13 protein-coding genes are annotated in these 17,435 nt (G+C 68.2%); 8 read left to right on the top strand and 5 right to left on the bottom strand.

All coding sequences use genetic code 11. The features are described 5' to 3' along the window. Positions 1–7: 7 nt before the first annotated feature. Positions 8–517: a DoxX family protein gene (locus tag G6N24_RS03525; RefSeq protein ID WP_085160470.1), complete on the bottom strand. Its 510-nt coding sequence runs from the start codon at positions 515–517 to the stop codon at positions 8–10. A gap of 131 nt (positions 518–648) precedes the next feature. Here G6N24_RS03525 and G6N24_RS03520 point away from each other — a divergent pair, with 131 nt between their 5' ends. Next, the gene (locus tag G6N24_RS03520) at positions 649–2,214 is read left to right on the top strand and encodes a pyruvate, phosphate dikinase (protein WP_085160472.1); all 1,566 of its coding nucleotides are present in this window, start codon (positions 649–651) and stop codon (positions 2,212–2,214) included. Beyond that, a complete protein-coding gene (locus tag G6N24_RS03515) occupies positions 2,211–2,816 on the top strand; it encodes a MarR family transcriptional regulator (RefSeq protein WP_085160474.1) in 606 nt (201 codons plus the stop codon). The genes G6N24_RS03520 and G6N24_RS03515 overlap by 4 nt, the downstream gene beginning before the upstream one ends. Before the next feature lies 1 nt (position 2,817). Here the strand turns inward: G6N24_RS03515 and G6N24_RS03510 are convergent, their stop codons facing one another. The 3 genes from G6N24_RS03510 to G6N24_RS03500 all read right to left on the bottom strand — a co-directional run bounded on the left by G6N24_RS03510 (position 2,818) and on the right by G6N24_RS03500 (position 7,069). Further along, complete coding sequence (locus G6N24_RS03510; RefSeq protein WP_232070685.1) at positions 2,818–4,053, bottom strand: WS/DGAT domain-containing protein; 1,236 nt, start codon at positions 4,051–4,053, stop codon at positions 2,818–2,820. Between the two features lie 69 nt (positions 4,054–4,122). Continuing rightward, entirely contained in the window at positions 4,123–6,039 is a 1,917-nt protein-coding gene (locus tag G6N24_RS03505; protein ID WP_163745403.1) for a PE family protein, read from the bottom strand. A 124-nt stretch (positions 6,040–6,163) separates the two neighbouring features. Then, entirely contained in the window at positions 6,164–7,069 is a 906-nt protein-coding gene (locus G6N24_RS03500) for an alpha/beta fold hydrolase (protein WP_085159572.1), read from the bottom strand. Positions 7,070–7,389: 320 nt separating this feature from the next. On the opposite strand from G6N24_RS03500, the gene G6N24_RS03495 reads away from it, so the two are divergent. Beyond that, positions 7,390–7,977, top strand: coding sequence for a TetR/AcrR family transcriptional regulator (locus G6N24_RS03495; RefSeq protein WP_139822346.1), 588 nt, complete (start codon positions 7,390–7,392; stop codon positions 7,975–7,977). On the opposite strand, the gene G6N24_RS03485 is transcribed toward G6N24_RS03495, so the two are convergent. After that, complete coding sequence (locus G6N24_RS03485) at positions 7,967–8,443, bottom strand: VOC family protein (RefSeq protein WP_085159576.1); 477 nt, start codon at positions 8,441–8,443, stop codon at positions 7,967–7,969. The two genes, G6N24_RS03495 and G6N24_RS03485, sit on opposite strands and share 11 nt — an antisense overlap. Positions 8,444–8,549: 106 nt before the next feature. On the opposite strand from G6N24_RS03485, the gene G6N24_RS03480 reads away from it, so the two are divergent. The 5 genes from G6N24_RS03480 (at position 8,550) to G6N24_RS03460 (ending at position 17,412) form a co-directional block, all read left to right on the top strand. Next, positions 8,550–9,689: an amidohydrolase family protein gene (locus tag G6N24_RS03480; RefSeq protein ID WP_085159578.1), complete on the top strand. Its 1,140-nt coding sequence runs from the start codon at positions 8,550–8,552 to the stop codon at positions 9,687–9,689. Between the two features lie 360 nt (positions 9,690–10,049). Further along, positions 10,050–11,027 carry a LysR family transcriptional regulator gene (locus G6N24_RS03475; RefSeq protein WP_085159583.1) on the top strand — a complete coding sequence of 326 codons (978 nt, stop codon included), beginning with the start codon at positions 10,050–10,052 and terminating at the stop codon, positions 11,025–11,027. Positions 11,028–11,299: 272 nt separating this feature from the next. Continuing rightward, positions 11,300–12,697, top strand: a complete 1,398-nt coding sequence (locus G6N24_RS03470; RefSeq protein ID WP_085159334.1) for an IS1380 family transposase — start codon at positions 11,300–11,302, stop codon at positions 12,695–12,697. 295 nt (positions 12,698–12,992) lie between these two features. Further along, positions 12,993–14,126 (top strand): BTAD domain-containing putative transcriptional regulator, encoded by a 1,134-nt coding sequence (locus G6N24_RS03465; protein ID WP_085156969.1) that lies wholly within the window; start codon positions 12,993–12,995, stop codon positions 14,124–14,126. Positions 14,127–14,385: 259 nt separating this feature from the next. Next, positions 14,386–17,412 (top strand): protein kinase domain-containing protein, encoded by a 3,027-nt coding sequence (locus G6N24_RS03460; RefSeq protein WP_085156966.1) that lies wholly within the window; start codon positions 14,386–14,388, stop codon positions 17,410–17,412. The last annotated feature ends 23 nt before the right edge of the window (positions 17,413–17,435 follow it).

Here is a 17,435-nt window from a genome sequence, read left to right as displayed (position 1 = left end):
AGCCGGGCTACCTCGCCTGTTTGGCCGGCGGTCGATAGAAGATCAGCAACTGGCCGATGGCACCGGCGAGGCCAAGCGCCACCGAGAGCAGCAAGCCCTGCCAGCCGTCGAGCCAGTTCTTCCCGAAGATCAGCCAGTCGAGGCTGAGCTTTCCGGCGCCCAGTGTGGCCACCGCGACCGCGCTGACCGCCAGCACCAGGTTGTACTCCCAGCCTTCCTTGACGATGAAGAAGCCGTTGGGGCGGTGTACGGTCCACGCCGCGACGACCATCAGCGAGACGAAGCCCGCCGCCGGAATCGGGGTGAGCAGCCCTGCCGCCAGGCCGAACCCGGCGGCCGTCTCGGTGCTGGCCGCGACCGCGGCGTGAAAAGTGCCCGGCTTCATGCCGATGCTTTCGAACCAGCGCGCGGTGCCCGGTATCCGGCCGCCGCCGAAGAACTTGTTCATGCCGTGCGCGGCCAGTGTCACACCCAGCACCAGCCGCAGGATCAGCAACCCGACGTCATAGGGAGTCATAACTGCAAACCTAGATCATCCGTCGAGGCCAGCAGCCCGTGTGGGAACATAGCGGGCGTTCCGGCGCTAGAAGGGGGTGCACCACGACTCGTTTGCCACGAGGCAAGGGTGCCGCGCCCTCCCGACACAACGTGGTGTTGCTGGACGGCGGCGCAAACCACCCGCGTGAGATCCTGGGCAACAAGGGCCACGGGATCGACGCGATGCGCCGGCACAAACTGCCGGTACCGCCCGCATTCTGCATCACCACCACGGTGGGTGTGCGGTACCTCACCGAACCCCAGCAGACGATGGACGCGATCTGGCCCGACGTGCTCGACCGGATGAGCCGGCTGGAGGCCGAAACCTCGCGCACCTTTGGCCGGGGCCCGCGTCCGTTGCTGGTCAGCGTGCGCTCGGGGGCCACGCAGTCGATGCCCGGCATGATGGACACGATCCTGGATCTGGGCATCAACGACGAGGTCGAACAGGCCTTGGCCAGCTACGGCTCGCCCGATTTCGCACGCGACACCCGGCGGCGGTTCACCCGTATGTACCGGCGGATCGTTGCAGACACCAGCCCCCCCGACGACCCGTACGCCCAGTTACGCACCGGCATCGAGGCCGTGTTCGCCTCATGGAACTCGCCACGCGCCATTGCCTATCGCGACCACTGCGGTCTGTCCGACCGGAGCGGTACCGCGGTGGTCGTGCAGGCGATGGTGTTCGGCAATCAGGCGACAAACTCGGGTGCTGGAGTGTTGTCGTCGCGCAACCCGGTAACCGGCTCGGCCGAACCGTTCGGCGAATGGCTGCCCGGCGGCCAGGGCGACGACGTCGTGTCGGGCCTAGTCGACGTCGAACCCATCGCCACCCTCAGCCATGAGCAACCGGCGGCTTACGTCGATTTGATCGACGCCGCCCGCAGCTTGGAACGGCTCGCCCGCGACGTTCAGGAGATCGAGTTCACCATCGAGGACGGCAGGCTGTGGCTGCTGCAAACCCGGGCGGCCGAGCGGTCGGCGCAGGCCGCGGTGCGACTGGCGCTGCAGCTGCGGCGCGAGGGCCTCATCGATGACACCGAGGCACTGCGCCGAGTCACCCCCGCACATGTCGAGACTCTGCTGCTGCCCGCGCTGCAGCCCGAAACACGGCTAGCCGCAAAGCTTTTGGCCAGCGGCTTGCCGGCCTGCCCGGGCGTGGTGACCGGGACAGCGTACACCGACGTGGACCGGGCGCTGGACGCCGCCGCGCGCGGCGAGCCGGTCATCTTGGTGCGCGACCACACTCGGCCCGAAGACGTCCTGGGCATGCTGTCCGCGCAAGGCATTGTCACCGAGGTCGGCGGGGCCGCCAGCCACGCGGCGGTGGTCAGCCGGGAACTGGGCCGGGTGGCTGTGGTGGGCTGCGGTCACGGAGTCGCCGCGTCGCTGGCCGGCAAGCAGATCACCGTCGACGGCTATGAGGGCGAAGTGCGCGAAGGCAAGCTGAGCCTATCGGCTTGGTCAGAGAACGATACGGCGGAGCTGCGTGAGCTCACCGATATCGCGTTGCGGATCAGCCCGCTGCGCGCGCACAGCACGGGGGATCACCCGAACCTCGACGATCATTCCGAAGCCGCGGTGCGGGCCGCGATGGCCGCAGGTCATACCGATGTGGTATCGGCGACGCCGTTGCGCACCATGCTGTATGCCCTCAACGCGCAGGCCAACGCATGACCGAATTGACTGTGCTGCAAGCAGTTCGGCTGAAGGGCCGGGTGAGTCGCCCCGATCTTGCCGCGACGTTGAACAACGATATCGCGGATGTCGCCGAGACGGTCGGGCGGCTGACCGCGGCCGGCCTGTTGATCGAGGACACCACCTTGCGGATCAGCCCCGAGGGCCGCGTCCGGCTCAACGCGTTGCTCGCCGAGGAGCGCAACGGTGTGGACTCGGCCGTGCTGACCGCCGTCTACGACGATTTCCGTTCCGTGAATGCCGATTTCAAGGCCGTGGTCACGGACTGGCAGCTCAAGGGCGGCAGGCCTAATACCCACGACGACGCCGAATACGATGCCGCGGTTTTGGCCCGAATCAACGGCGTGCACCGGCGGGCGGTGCCCATTATCGAAGCGGCCGCGGAACAGCTGCCGCGGTTGAGCGCGTACTCGGCGAAATTGCTTGCAGCGCTAGACAAGGTCAACGGCGGCGACATCGCCTGGCTGACACGGCCGCTCATCGACTCCTACCACACCGTGTGGTTCGAACTGCACGAGGAACTGATCCTCGCCGCGGGCATGACTCGGGAGCAGGCGGCCAGATCCGGTGATGCCCAATGACTTACAGCGCCGCGTCCAGGAACTGCAGATAGGCGTCGACGTCGGACACGGCCGACTCGGCCGCGTGGACGCTGATCGCGACGGTGTCACCGATGCCGTGCACCCCGTGGGTAAGCCCCATTACCGGCGACAGTGCCGGGTATCCGGCCGTCAGCACGACCGGGGCACCCCCGAAGCTCAGATCGGCGGCTCCGCGATCAACGCTGGATACCACGGTGTTTCCGGCCACCCGGGCCGGCCGGACATCGGGATCGAACTTGGAGACGCCCCAACGCAGCAGCGGCGCGGGTAGCGCAGCGAACGCCCGGTCGGCCGAACGGGTCGCCGGATGCTGGAAGCGGCGTCGCGCATTGGCCAGATCGGCGGCGATCCGCCGCGCCCGGTCATCGCGCTCGAGCCCCGGGTACAGCCCTACCGCCACATTGCCGAAGTTGTTATGCGCATGCGGCACCCCGGGTTTGGCCATCGGCACCTCGGCTCCAAGCGAACCGGCAGCATCACCGAGCAGACCGGACAAGGCGGCGGACACCGCGGCGAGCACCGCGACGGTGACCGTGGGGCCGGGCAGCTGGGAACGGTGGCGCACCAGCGTGCGCACCGCGCGGGCGCCCTCGGGCCGGGCATTGATGGACAGCGGCGGCCGGGACCCGACCCCGGGTGCCAGCGGCCCGGCCCGGGTATCGCGGACCAGCTGACGATGGGTGCGTGCCGCATCCGCAGCCCGCAACGGCAGCAGGCCCGCTCGCCACCTGGCGACCGACGGCACCGGTGCCGCCCGTCCAAACAGCCAGGCCGCCATCGCCGAAGCGCGCGCGCCGTCGCCCAGCGCGTGCGCAACCTGCATGACGGCAACCGCACCTGGGCGATGAACGCCCGGAATGCCGAGCACCGGAGTGAACACGTGTAGCCGCCACGGCATCCGCCGAACGTCCAGCTGGTCGCCGGCCAGGCCAACGACGGCGTCCAAACAGCCGCGCCAGGTGCCATCGAGCAGTTCGCGGCGCACCACCTGCTCGGGCCCCACCGTCGCCGGCACCCACTTCGGATAGGTCAGGGCGCGCCCGTCCTCGACCCGCATCCGCAGGTCCGGGCATGCGCGGGCCCGACGGCAGATTCGCTCGATGGCCTGCCCGAGATCGGCGGGTTCACCGTCGAACGCGTAGAGCAGGAACTGGTCGTTGGGGATTTTGGCCGACATCCAATAGAACTGCGCGTCGACCGCCGCCATCCGGTGCATGGAAAGACCTTGCCATGGTCCGTACGCGTCCCCAGCCGATGGCCGCACCCCCGGCAGTGTGGGGCGACGTCAGCCGTGTGCGCCGTTGTCACCGTGTGCGCCGGTAGCGCCGTTCTGGCCGCTGCCTGCGCTTCCGGCGGCGCCGGCCCCACCCGCGCCGCCGGCCCCGCCATCCGCGCCGGCGCCGCCGTCCCCTCCTGTTCCGCTGCCAATCTGACCCGTGCCGGCGGCACCTCCGGCCCCACCGTCACCGCCGGCCCCGCCGGCGCCGCCGGTCCCGCCCATGCCGCCTGGCCCGGTGCTACCGGCGTGGCCCAGGATCCCGCCCGCGCCGCCCGCGCCCCCGGCCGCGCCCGCGCCGCCGGTGCCGCCGGCACCCCCGGCCCCGCCGTCACCGCCGTCGCCGCCATCGCCGCCGGTTCCGTGCATGCTGGTACCGCCGACGCCGCCGGCCCCCCCAACGGCGCCGGCCGCGCCGGCCCCGCCGGTTCCGCCGGCACCCCCGACACCGCCGTCACCGCCGTTGCCGATCAGAATCCCGCCACGACCCCCGGCGCCGCCGACCCCGCCGGTCCCGCCGGTGCCGGCGTTGTTGGCGGCGGCACCGCCGGCGCCGCCATGGCCGCCGGTTCCGCCTTTGCCGGCCAGGGAGCTGATATCGGCGCCGCCCGTACCGCCAGCCCCGCCGGGCGCGCCGGTACCGCCGGCCCCGCCGGCCCCGCCCGCGCCCCCGAGACCGTCGAGGCCGCCCAAATCTGCGGCGAGGCCGCCGGTGCCGCCGATGCCACCCGCCGCGCCGATCCCGCCGTCGCCGCCGGTACCGCCCGTACCGCCCGTCGCACTGCCAGAGAGGACGGTGTCCCCGCCCGTGCCGCCGTCCCCGCCGGGTGCTCCAGCGCCGCCCTGGCCGCCGGATCCACCGGAGGCGCCTGTTCCGGAGCCGACGACGGCCGTGGGACCGGCGTCGCCGCCGTTGCCGCCGGCCTGCCCGGCAACGGCGCCGGGGGAGCCATTGCCGCCGGGCGTGTTGGCGTTGGCACTGTTGTCGGTGCCGTTGGCGGCGGCGGCCACCGGGGGCGCGAGGCCGGGGTTGACACCGTCGGCGCCGACGCCACCGACCCCACCGGCCCCGCCGGCCCCGCCGTTGCCCCACAATCCCACGGCGTTGCCACCAGCCCCGCCTGCCCCGCCGGTGCCGCCGCCTGCCACACCCACCCCGCCGGCACCGCCGGCACCGCCGTCACCGACCAGCCGCCCACCGGCGCCGCCGTTGCCGCCGGCCTGGCCGACCCCGGCGTTACCGCCGGCCCCGCCGTTGCCCCACCACCCGGCGCTCCCGCCATTGCCGCCGGCCCCGCCGGTCCCGGCGATCCCGGCGATCCCGCCGGCCCCACCGGCCCCACCGGAGCCAAACAGCATCCCGCCGGCCCCGCCGGTGCCGCCGGCCGCGCCGGTGCCGCCGGCACCGCCGGCCCCGCCGTTACCGAACAGCCCCGCGGCGCCGCCGTTACCGCCGACCTGGCCGATCGCGCCGGACCCGCCGTTGCCCCCGTTGCCCCACAAAATGCCGCCGTCTCCACCGGCCTGCCCGGTCCCCGGCGCCCCGTTGGCCCCATCGCCGATCAGCGGGCGCCCGACTAGCGCCTCGGTGGGCGCGTTGATCAAGTTCAACGCGCCCTGTTGCAGCGCCTGCAGCGGCGAAGCGTTGGCCGCCTCGGCACTCGCGTACGACGCCGCACCGGCGGTCAAGGCCTGCACGAACCGGTCGTGAAAGACCGCAGCCTGCGCGGCCAGCGACTGATAGCCCTGGGCGTGGCCGCTAAACAGCGAGGCGACGGCCGCCGACACCTCATCGGCGCCCGCCGCCAGCACCCCCGTCGTCGGGACCGCCGCCAGCGCCCGGGCGGCGTTGAGCGATGACCCAATGGCGGCCAAGTCGCGGGCCGCCACGCCAACGATCTCCGGTACTGCGACCACGTACGACATCGGCTTCCTCCCGGCGTCAACATCGGCTAAGAAGGGACACCCGGCTCGTCACCGGGCTCGACGAGAGACTAAACCCACCCCGCACGGGAATTGGGCGGTTTGACCCAACCGGCGGCAGCGATCTTCAGCCGGGCGATCCGATGAACGCTTGTATCAACTCGGCGACCTTGTCGGGCTGTTCAAGCTGCAGAAAATGCCCCGCGTGTTCGACGATGGCCAGGTCGCTGCCGGCGGGCAGCACCTTTTCTATCCAGTGCGTGAAAGCCGAAGTCGCGCAACCATCGTCGCGACCATGTAGGTACAGGCACGGCAAAATGGGCTCTTGCGTCCACAGTCGGTTCAATTCGGCATACGGTGGGGGCGGCTTGGTGTTGCGGATCGTGGCCCGATACGGGCCCAGCGCGGCCCGCCAACTCTCCGGTGTTCCGATCGCGGCGTCGACGTGGCGCAGATCTTCCCCGGCCTGATAGCCCGGCGACCATCGCCGCCACAGCAGCGGCAGCACCCAGGAAGCGGAGCGCTCAGGCAGCCATGGCAACTGGAAGTAGAGGATGTACCAGCTGCGGAGCAGCTGATGCGGCAGCAGGCGGAGCAGACGGGCCCGGTCGGACACCCGGCCCAGCGGGCGAAACGCCGCAGCCGGCGGCACCGACATGACCACCGCCTTGACGAATGGGCTGTCGGGCATCGCGGCCAGCCCGCTGGCGGCGATCGCACCCCAGTCGTGACCGACCACCACGTCGTGCTCGGTGCCACCCGCGGCCATACGTACCCGCAAGGCATCGTCCATCAGCGCACCAACGTGATAACTGCCGTCGGCGGGAATCGACGACGGCGCGTACCCGCGCATGAACGGCGCGACGACCCGCCAACCCGACTCGCCCAGCCGGGGAGCGATCTTGCGCCACCCATAGGCGGTGTCGGGGAAGCCGTGCAGGCACAGCGCGATTGGGGCATCGGGCGGCCCCCAGGTCAAGGCCTTCAGATCGCAATCAGAGCCCTTCACGTCGATCCAGCGCGGTTCGGTCATCGCGGGCTACCTCGCCGAACCCCGAGCTTTGCACCGCTCGTTGCCGAGCCGCTCAGCACCTGTTCCGGACCAGCAGCGTCGTCCGCCATGTTTCACTCCTGTTCGACCACGTCCGGCTGGATTGCCCGATGGGCACGGGCGCTCGCACGGACCAACCTAACGCCTGCGCCTCCACGCCGCACCGGCCGCAGTCGGGATGCGCCCAAATCGTCACTGCATCAATAGTTTTCGATCCCACCGGCGTGCCATCGTCGGTGGCGGCGGGCACGCGGCCCACCGATCGGCGGCGCGGGTCGGGTGATTCCCGTTAGCGTCTACGTATGACGACCTCCGCGCGGGCCCGGCGCTGGGCCAAGACCGGCGCCACCCAGCGCCGGATCCTCGACGCGGCGACCGAGGTATTCGCGACCAGGGGATTCACCGCGGCGACGATGGCCGACATGGTGGCGGCCTCCGGCGCCAGCATCGGCAGCATCTACCACCACTTCGGCGGCAAAAGCGAGCTGTATCTGGCGATCTTCGAGCAAATGGCCGACGCCGTCGACCGCCGGATCGACGCCGCAATGCGGGACGCGGACGATGGGGCGGACCGGCGGCGGGTATTCGAACTCCACGTCCGGGCCTACCTCGAGGCGATGTGGGAGAACCGGCGTCAAGCCCGGGTGCTGTCTTCGGGGGACACGCCGCCCGGTTTCGAGATCGCCCGTCGCGCGCGCATGACGGCCGCCTTCCGCAGTTGGATGGCGGTGCTGGAGCTGGACAGCTCGCTTCGCGGGCAACTGCTGAGCCGCGTCCTGGTGGCGACCATGGCGGAATCGTCGCTGATGATCGCCGGATGCGAGAACCCCGACGATGTGCCGACGATCATCGACGCGACGATCGAATGGATCGACCGGCTCACCGCGTGAGCCCGGCGGCCGTCTCGAGGTCGGCTATGACGATCTTGCGCATGCCAAGCATCGCCCGGGTGGCCGCCGCGGCGCGTGCAGGATCCGGGTCGGACAGCAGCTCATAAAGCCGGTCCGGGACGATCTGCCAGCTCAGGCCGAAGCGATCCTTACACCAGCCACACTGCGATTCCTCACCGCCGTCGGTCAACCGGTCCCAGTAGTAGTCGACCTCGTCCTGGTCTTTGCAGTTGACGGCGAAGGACACCGCCTCGCTGAAGGAAAACTCCGGGCCGCCGTTGATCCCGATGAACCTGGTGCCGTCCAGGACGAAGGCGCCGCTTACCACCGCACCCGGTTCGCCCGGCCCCGCCTCGGTGTATCGGTGGAAACCTTCGATGTGCGAATTGGGGAACACCGAGGTGTAGAACCTCGCCGCCTCCTCCAGGTTGTGGTCGAACCACAGCGAGGGGGTGATCGATGGCACGGCTGCCTCCTGGTCGTCGGGTCTCGTCTCGTTAATAGACCCGCGCGACGACGAGAACTCACCGCCGGGTTGACAGTATTAGAACACAATTCTAATATTTGGCAGCATGACCGCGCCGGTCACGTTGTGGGCGAATTCGGCCGACTCCCACTTCATCGAGCCTGCCGACCTGTGGCGCTCGCGGCTGCCCACACGGCTGGCCGACCTGGTGCCGCGGACCGAGAAGGATCCCGACGGCCGCTGGGAGACCATCTACGTCGACGGGCAGGTGTTCCGCCGCCGGCTGCCCAGCATCGCCCAAGAGGAATTCATGCGGGCCACCGTGGCCGCGGCCGGTTCCCGCGACGTCGGCAAGCGGCTGGCCGACCTCGATTCCGAGGGCATCTGGGCGGAATTGGTGTTCCCGTCGCTGGGCATGTGGTCCGGCTCGTTTCGCACGCCGGAGCTGTTGCGGGAGGCGATGCGGGCGTCCAACGACTGGGCCAGGGAAGCCATCATGGACTACTCGCCCCGGCTGATCCCGACGGCCCAGGTGTCCACGTTGGACATCGACGATGCGGTCGACGAGCTCAAGCGTTGTGGCGCAATGGGATTCAAGGCGGTGTTCCTGCCGGTGACACCGCATCCCGCCCAGCGCGATTACCACCGGGAGGATTGGGAGCCGTTCTGGGCCACCGCCGAGGACATCGGCATGGTGATCGCCTTCCACATCGGAACCGAGCCAATCGATTTCGCCTCGGGCAACTCGATCGGGGTGACCTACCACGGCCCCGGCGGCGCGGTGCTCAATTACGCGGAGACGTCGTTCGGCGGCCAGCGCGCGGTGGTGAAGCTCGTCGCCTCGGGCGCTTTGGATCGGCACCCGAACCTCAAAGTGCTGGTGGCCGAAGGCGGCGCCACCTGGGTGCCGTTCATCGCCGACCGCATGGAGGAGGGCTATCGCCAGCACGCAATGGTGGTGCGGCCCAAGCTCAATCGCGGCCCGCGGGAGATCGTCTACGCGCAGGTGTATGCGTCGTTCCAGCACGACTCGACGGCGATCGCGGCGATGACGGCGATGGGTTTCAACAACGTGCTCTGGGGCAGCGACTACCCGCACATCGAGGGCACCTTCGGCCACACCCAGGCGACGTTGCATCAGCTGTTCGACGGCGTCGACCCAGCGATCAGGGACCGCATCCTGTTCGGCAGCTTCGCCGAGCTGTTCCCCGACGCGCCGCTGCCACCGCCCATGACGGGTGCGTAGCAGGTTGACCCAAAGGGCCGGTGCCGCCGGCACCGCCGGTGCCGCCGTCGCCGACCAGCAACACTAGTGACTCTGGAACGTGCACGACCGGCCATGCGCGTCCGGCCGACGGACAACCCCGCGATCGAGGCACACAGGCCAAGCCATTAAGCATCCATTTAGGTCGCGACCCGATAGTGATGCAATGCGAACCCACGCTCCCACCGGCCCTGTTGACGGCCGTTTGCCGCCAACGCGTGGGCCGGCGACGGTGTCGTTCAGAAGTCTCGGCGGAGACGCCCACCAACTCGGGTTGACCCGGCAGGCCGCCAATCAGGGCGCAAGCAAACTCGTATGCAGTGCGAAAGTGCGGTGATTTCTGTGGAGCTCTATCAATTGCGTTACTTCCAAGCGGTTGCCGAGCTCGGTACCCTGCGCGATGCCGCGGAGCACCTCGTGGTGTCCCAATCCGCAGTCAGCCGGGCCATCGCTCTGCTGGAGTCCGAGATCGGGGTTGCACTGTTCACCCGGCGTGGCCGGTCCAACGAACTCAACCGTTATGGACAGACGTTTTTGCGGGCGGCCCGACAGACTCAGCGCAGTCTAGATACGGCCGTCGACAGCGTGCGCCAGCTCGCCGGTGTCGACGCTGGGACGGTGGCCTTAGGCTTCCTTAGTTCACTCGGTGTGCTCACCGTGCCCCGGCTGATCCGCCGCCATCGTGACCGCCATCCGGCGGCGCGATTCGAACTGCGCCAACGTTCCGAGCTCGAGCTGGTCGCCGATCTGGCCAATGGTGTCATCGACGTATGCCTGAGTTATCCAACGACATTCGATGACTCGTCTGTGGTCAGGTGGCACAAACTGTTCACCGAACCACTGTGCGCCGTCGTTGACCGAGAGCATCCGCTGGCCAATCGGAAGCTGGTCGGCTTTGACGAACTGGCCGGCCAACCCTTCGTGGCCCTGAATGGTGATCACACCCTGCGCAGGATCTTTGACGACACCTGCGCTCGGCATGGCTTCACGCCCACGATCGCCTTCGAGGGCGCCGACGTCACGACGCTGCGCGGCCTGATAGGGGCGCAGTTGGGGGTAGGTGTGCTGCCGCGTGCTTCCGCACCATCGCACGACATCGTCGAGATCCCCGTCGACGACCAGGAACTCGTCAGAGTCATCGCCGTCGGGTGGATGACCAACAGGTATCTGCCTCCCTCAGCCGCCGCATTCCGTGACACCGCGATCGCGTCAGCCGGACTGCCAGGATATGGCTTGGACCAAGCCCGGCTCGACCTGGGCAGACACTTGTGGAGGAAGCAAGAGTGTGTTCATAAGCTTCTACAAGACGCCAATCTGTAGGGACAGAACCTGGACTCAGCGACATCGTGTGGTCGAACCCGTGGGCGTCGAGTTCGAGCCCATCGTCGCCGGGCGCTGAAGTTCGCCACCGGACGGCGATGTTCGCGAGGCGCGCCTGCACTCGGCATCGGCGGGCCGCCCCGGCACTCGCTAACCCGGATTTTTCGCGAAACTGTGCGTGACACGGTGTTGAGTTAGCGAAAGTGCCTGTCCTGCAATGGATAATGAGGTTTCTTCAAGTCGTCAGTATCCAGCGGGGAGGCACTTTCTAAGTGAACGGTAGCGCAGCGGGTCCGCGGGTGAAAGTATCAGCCGACGGTGCCGGTGTCGTGTCGCATGCCGGGGTGGGCATGCTGCGGGAGGTCGCCGATCTGACCGGGCTGTCGTCGCAGGTCACAGCCGTGTTGGCCGATACCTACCGGGGGCCGTGGATGCATGCACCCGGGGTGGTGTTCGCTGATCTGGCCGCGGCGGTGGCCGACGGCGCGGACTGCATCGATTCGGTCGGCGCATTGTGGGGTGACCGCCAGCAGGCGTTCGGGCCGGTGGCCTCGACGAGCACGCTGTGGCGGTTGGTTGATGAGCGCATCGACGCCGCGCATCTGCCGGGGATTCGGGCGGCCCGCGCGCATGCCCGCGCCCAGGCGTGGGCGGCCGGGGCGGCCCCCGAGCACGGTGGGTGGCTGCACCTGGATGTCGATGCCACCATCTGCGTTGATCATTCCGACAACAAGGAAAACGCGGCAGCGACCTGGAAGAAAACCTTCGGATTCCACCCGCTGCTGGTGTTTTTGGACCGTCCCGACATCGCCGCCGGGGAGGCCTTGGCCGGGTTGCTGCGCGCAGGCAACGCCGGCTCGAACACCACCGCCGACCACATCACCGTTCTTGAGCAGGCGCTGGAATCGCTACCGGCGGCCTACCGTCCCGACCCGGACAACCCCGACGGGCCGGCGGTGTTGATCCGCTCGGATTCGGCCGGGGCCACCTACGGGTTCGCCGCGGCCTGCCGTACCGCGCACGTGGGGTTCTCCTTGGGCGCGGTCATCGACTCCCGCGTGCAAAACGCTGTCGAGATCCTCAACGACGCCGATGCCTGGTATCCGGCCATCGACACCGACGGCGCCATCCGCGACGGCGCCTGGGTCGCCGAGGCCACCGATCTGGTGGATCTGTCGGCTTGGCCGGCCGGCACGCGGTTGGTCCTACGCAAGGAGCGCCCGCACCCCGGCGCCCAGTTGCGGTTCACCGATTCTGACGGCCACCGGGTCACCGGGTTTCTCACCGACACCGCCGACGGGGCCATCCCCGGCCAGCTGGCCGGCCTGGAGTTGCGCCACCGCCAACACGCCCGGGTGGAAGACCGCATCCGCCAAGCCAAAGCCACCGGCCTGCGGAATCTACCGTTCAGTGCTTTTGACGCCAATGCCGCCTGGCTTGAAATCGTCCTGGCAGCCACCGATCTGATCGCCTGGACCAAACTGATCGGCTTCACCGAGGACCCGGACCTGGCGCGCTGCGAGATCGCCGCCTTCCGCTACCGGGTGCTGCACGTGGCCGCCCGCATCACCCGCGGCGCCCGCCAGGTTCGCCTGCGCATCGACGCCACCTGGCGCTGGGCCAAGGCCATCACCGCCGCCTGGATTCGCATCCGCGCCGCCTTCACCTAACCACCCGACCTCCCTGACCCGACCAGACGAAAGACCCCGGCCCCCAGGAAGCCCGCCCACCGGCACGACAGCCGGCGACCTGTCGCACCCACCTGCCAGAATCGGCGTCACCAGCCGGCCAGAACCCCGCTCACACCCCACCCATCAAGCAGCGCGAAAAATCGAGGCTAACGTCCCCGTTGTCGCCGTTCGATAATCCCTCCGCGAAAGACCCGGCGCACGCTCAAAATAGGGGACCCACAATAGGCAATAGGTAAGTGCGAACACTACTGTACAATCTCGGGCTACGGAATTGATGGCGCAAGGCAATGTTCGGTTCGGCGTCCTCGGACCGTTAGAGATGACGATCAACGGCGCGCTAGTACCGGTGGGGACCCCTAAGCAACGCGCGGTGCTGGCCATGTTGCTGATTAATCGCAACCGACCGGTCGCGATCGATGCATTGATCGATGCAACGTGGGAGCGGGGAGCTCCTGCGGGGGCGCGAGCCACGCTTTACGCATATGTGTCCAACTTGCGCCATCTCATCGCCGGTGCCGGCGTAGAAACCCGCGTCGTCTTGGCCAACGCACCGCCGGGGTATCGGCTGGCGGTTCTTGACGGCCAATACGACCTCGGCCGATTCGTGGCCGAAAAGAACGCCGGTGTACGAGCCGCCGCGGATGGGCGGTTCGAGGAGGCTAGCGGCCACTTCTCGGACGCGCTTGCGCAGTGGCGCGGTCCAGTGCTCGATGACTTGCGCGACTTTAGCTTCGTCGAGCCCTTTGCTACCGGATTAGCCGAGGAAAAGATCGTGACACACACCGCTCGCGCTGAAGTTGAAATCGCCTGCGGGCGACACGATTCCGTGATCAGCGACCTCGAGGTACTCACAGCTGAGAACCCCTACCGGGAACCGCTTTGGGCCCAGCTGATCACCGCGTACTATCTCGCTGACCGCCAATCCGATGCGCTGGATGCCTATAACAGGCTACGGGAAACGCTGGCCGATGACCTCGGCGTCGACCCCGGTCCGAGAGTGCGTGCGCTACACGAGCGAATCCTTCGCCAGCAACCACTCGATGTCCGCAAGGCGGCCCAGATGAGCGCCGACGACACCATTGGCACCCTCTCGCAGCAGATGACGGCGCTTCCGGGCGCTACTCACGGACCCTCGCTACGCGACGCGAACCAACGCAAGTATCCGCTGGTCGCGACCACCACCCGTATTGGACGCAGCCCGGACAATGACATCATCCTTTCTGGCGCCAAAGTTAGCCGTCACCACGCTGCGATCGTCGACACCGGTTCCAGTTTCATCATTGTGGATTTGCGATCAGTCAACGGCGTCTACGTTTCCGGCCGACGCATCCACACCAGCGCCTCCCTAACCGAAGGTGACCGGATTCGCATCGCCGAACACCAATTGATATTCGAAACCATCTCGTAAGAGCCCGTCGCCAGTAGTGGCGCGGTGTGGCGCGCACGCGAAATCGCTTGCCGCTCAGCAGCTAACCATTGCCAAGCTGTGTTCTGCGGGCATCGGTAATCGCGGCCGGGCTCGCGGCGCACAACGTCTTCGGTATGAGGGAAAGCTGGCCTTGCTGTGGGACGCAGGTAGGCCGAAAACGGATTGTGCTGCCTGGCCGGCGGTTGGGGTTTATCCTTGGGCCAGCCCAAGGGACTGTTGACCTTAGTGCAAGGGACTGATGGTGGCTGATCTGGATACCACCCTGCAGGGTGCTGCGCTGGATGTCGCGGCGGAGTTGGCTGGGGTGGGGTTCGTCGACCCGGTGGAGATCGGTCGGGGCGGGTTTGGGGTGGTGTATCGCTGTGCGCAGGTGGGGTTGGGTCGGCTGGTGGCGATCAAGGTGTTGACCGCGCTCTCTGATGAGGATCGGGCCCGGTTTGCCCGTGAGCAGCAGGCGATGGCCCGGTTGACCGGGCACCCCCATATTGTGGCGGTGTTGCAGGTGGGTCAGACCGCGAGCGGGTGCCCGTTTTTGGTGATGCCGCTGTGTGGGCAGGGGTCCTGGCGCGAGCGGATCGCCGAAACGGGGGCCTTGGGGGTCGATGAGGTGTTGGGGGTGGGGGCCAAGATCGCTGGCGCGTTGGCTGCCGCGCATCGGGTGGGAGTGGTGCATCGCGATGTGAAGCCGGCCAACATCTTGCTTACCGAATACGGTGAGCCGGCGTTGACCGATTTCGGGATCGCCCATATCAGCGGAGGGTTTCAGACCGCCACGGGGGTATATACCGGCACGCCGGCGTTTACCGCCCCGGAGGTGATCGCCGGGGTGAGCCCCGGCCCGGGTGCCGACGTATACGGGTTGGGCGCCACGTTGTTCGCCGCGCTAACCGGCCATGCCGCCTTTGAGCGCCGTCGCGGCGAGCAGGTGGTGGCCCAGTTCGTGCGGATCACCAGTGAGCCGGTGCCCGATCTGCGTGAGCACGACATCCCCGCCGAGCTGGCCGCGATCATCGAAGCCGCGATGGCCCGCGAGCCCGCCGATCGGCCGTCGGCGACTGAGCTGGGTGAGCGGCTGCGCCACGCCCAAGCACACCGCCACCCCGGTGCTGGCGGGTCGGCTCGACCCGGCGGCGCATCGACCAGCGCGGCCCGCCCAACAGTGGGTAATCTGCCGGTGCTGCCCGGCGAGGTGGTGGGCCGCGGCGCCGAGGTGAACCAACTGCGGAAGCTTTTGGCGGACTCGCGAATGGTCACCCTGGCCGGTGTCGGCGGGGTCGGCAAAACCACCCTGGCTATACACGCCGCGGCCGAGCTGGGCACCGAATTTCCCGACGGGGTGTGGCTGGTCGAGCTGGCCGAGCTGCGCGACGGCGCGCTGCTGACCGAAACGGTGGCCGGCGCGCTGGGGGTGCGTGACCAGCCCGGCCGACCGCTCAGCGACGTGCTGATGGACGTCCTGGATGAGCGCCACGCGCTGCTGGTGCTGGATAACTGCGAACACCTCATCGACGACGCGGCGAAGTTCGCCGACATGGTGCTGCGCCGGTGTCCACGGTTGCATCTGCTGGCGACCAGCCGCGAGGTCATCGACATCGCTGCCGAAACCGTGCTGACAGTGTCCCCGCTGGCCGTGCCCGACCCCGACACCGGCCACGCCCCGCGCGGCCTGGCCGCCTACCCCGGAGTGGGGCTGTTCGTGCAACGCGCCCGCGCCGCGGTCCCCGACTTCACGTTGGACAACGACAACGCCGCCGCCGTGGCCCGCATCTGCACCCGCCTGGAGGGCCTGCCGCTGGCCATCGAGCTGGCCGCCGCCCGGATGCGCGCCATGTCGGCCGAAGAAATCGCCGACGGACTCACCGACCGCTACACCCTGCTCAGCCATGGCCACCGCGCCGCCCCCACCCGCCACAAAACCCTCGCTGGCTGTATCGACTGGAGCTACCAACTCTGCACTCACACCGAACAGCGGCTATGGGCGGCGTTTGGGGTGTTCGCCGGAACCTTCGACTTGCCCGCCGCCCGCCACGTCTGCGCCGACGACCTACCCGCCGAGGACCTCCTCCTTGACCTGGTGTGCTCCCTGGTCGACAAATCCATCCTCGTCCGCACCGAGCAGGGCGACCACGTGCGCGTTCGACTGCTGGAAACCTTGCGCGAGTACGCCAAAACCCGCCTCACCCACAGCGAACAAGACCGGCTGCGTGCCCGCCACGCCCAGTGGTATCACCAACTCGTCACACACGCCCGCACGCAATGGTTCAGCCACGGTCAGCTGCACTGGTCGCAGCGACTGATGCAAGAGATGGCCAACATCCGTGAAGCGCTGCAATTCGCCCTGGGCGATAACCCGACCATGGCGGCGGAGATGGCGGTGGCTATGCGCCCGATGTGGATGTTCCACGGGATGCTCGGCGAAGCACGCCGCTGGCTCCAGTTAGTCCTGGACGCGACATCAGCTCAACCGAGCCCCACGCGCATCCACGCACTGAGCGACATCGCGCAGATCACCTATTTACAAGGTGATCTCGCGGCGGTTTGCGCTGCAGTCGCCGAGGCCCGCGATCACCTCGCGGCGATGCCCGACGCCGAACTAGGCGCCAGATTTGACACCGCCGAGGGTTACATCGCCGTCAAGACGGGTGAGATTGCGCGGGCAATTGAGTGTTTCCGGCGGGCTTTGGCGGTGGGGCGCGACTTCGAGCTGCGGTTCGCAGCGACGTACTACCTGGGCTGGGCTTTCGAGATCTCGGGCGATCTTGACCAAGCGATGAGCTGCTTTGAGGCGGCGAGGGATCTCACGAAATCGCACGGGGAGTCGATGTGCCAGGCACGGACGATGGTGGGGGTGGGCATGGGGCACTGGCTGCGCGGGCAGCCCCAGCTCGCAGGCCCTGCCCTCATCGAGGGCCTTCGCCTATCACAGTTGATCGGTGATCCTCTCCCCGGGGCACAGTGCCTGGAGGCCTTGGCGTGGATTGCCGGCTCCCGTCACGACTGGCAGCACGCCGCGGTCATGATGGCAGCTGCCGACGCGCTGAGCCGAGCTGCCGGTAGCCCACTGTTGTACATTCCCGATCAGTTTGCCTGTCATGACCAGTGCTACACCCGGACGCGCGAGGAACTCGGTGTGGAGGGATTCGAAGCCGCTTGGGCCGACGGCGCGGCACTGACCTTCGACGAAGCCGTCGCCCTGGCGCAGGATAGATCTCAAGACTGGCCGAGCGGGACCACCTTGGCGCCCGCTGTGTCCACTCCCAGTTGACCAGCGTTAGCGCTGGTGCTGTC

It is taken from the genome of Mycobacterium lacus (genome assembly GCF_010731535.1).
Lineage (GTDB): Bacteria > Actinomycetota > Actinomycetes > Mycobacteriales > Mycobacteriaceae > Mycobacterium > Mycobacterium lacus.
This window is presented reverse-complemented; position numbering and strand designations above follow the sequence as displayed.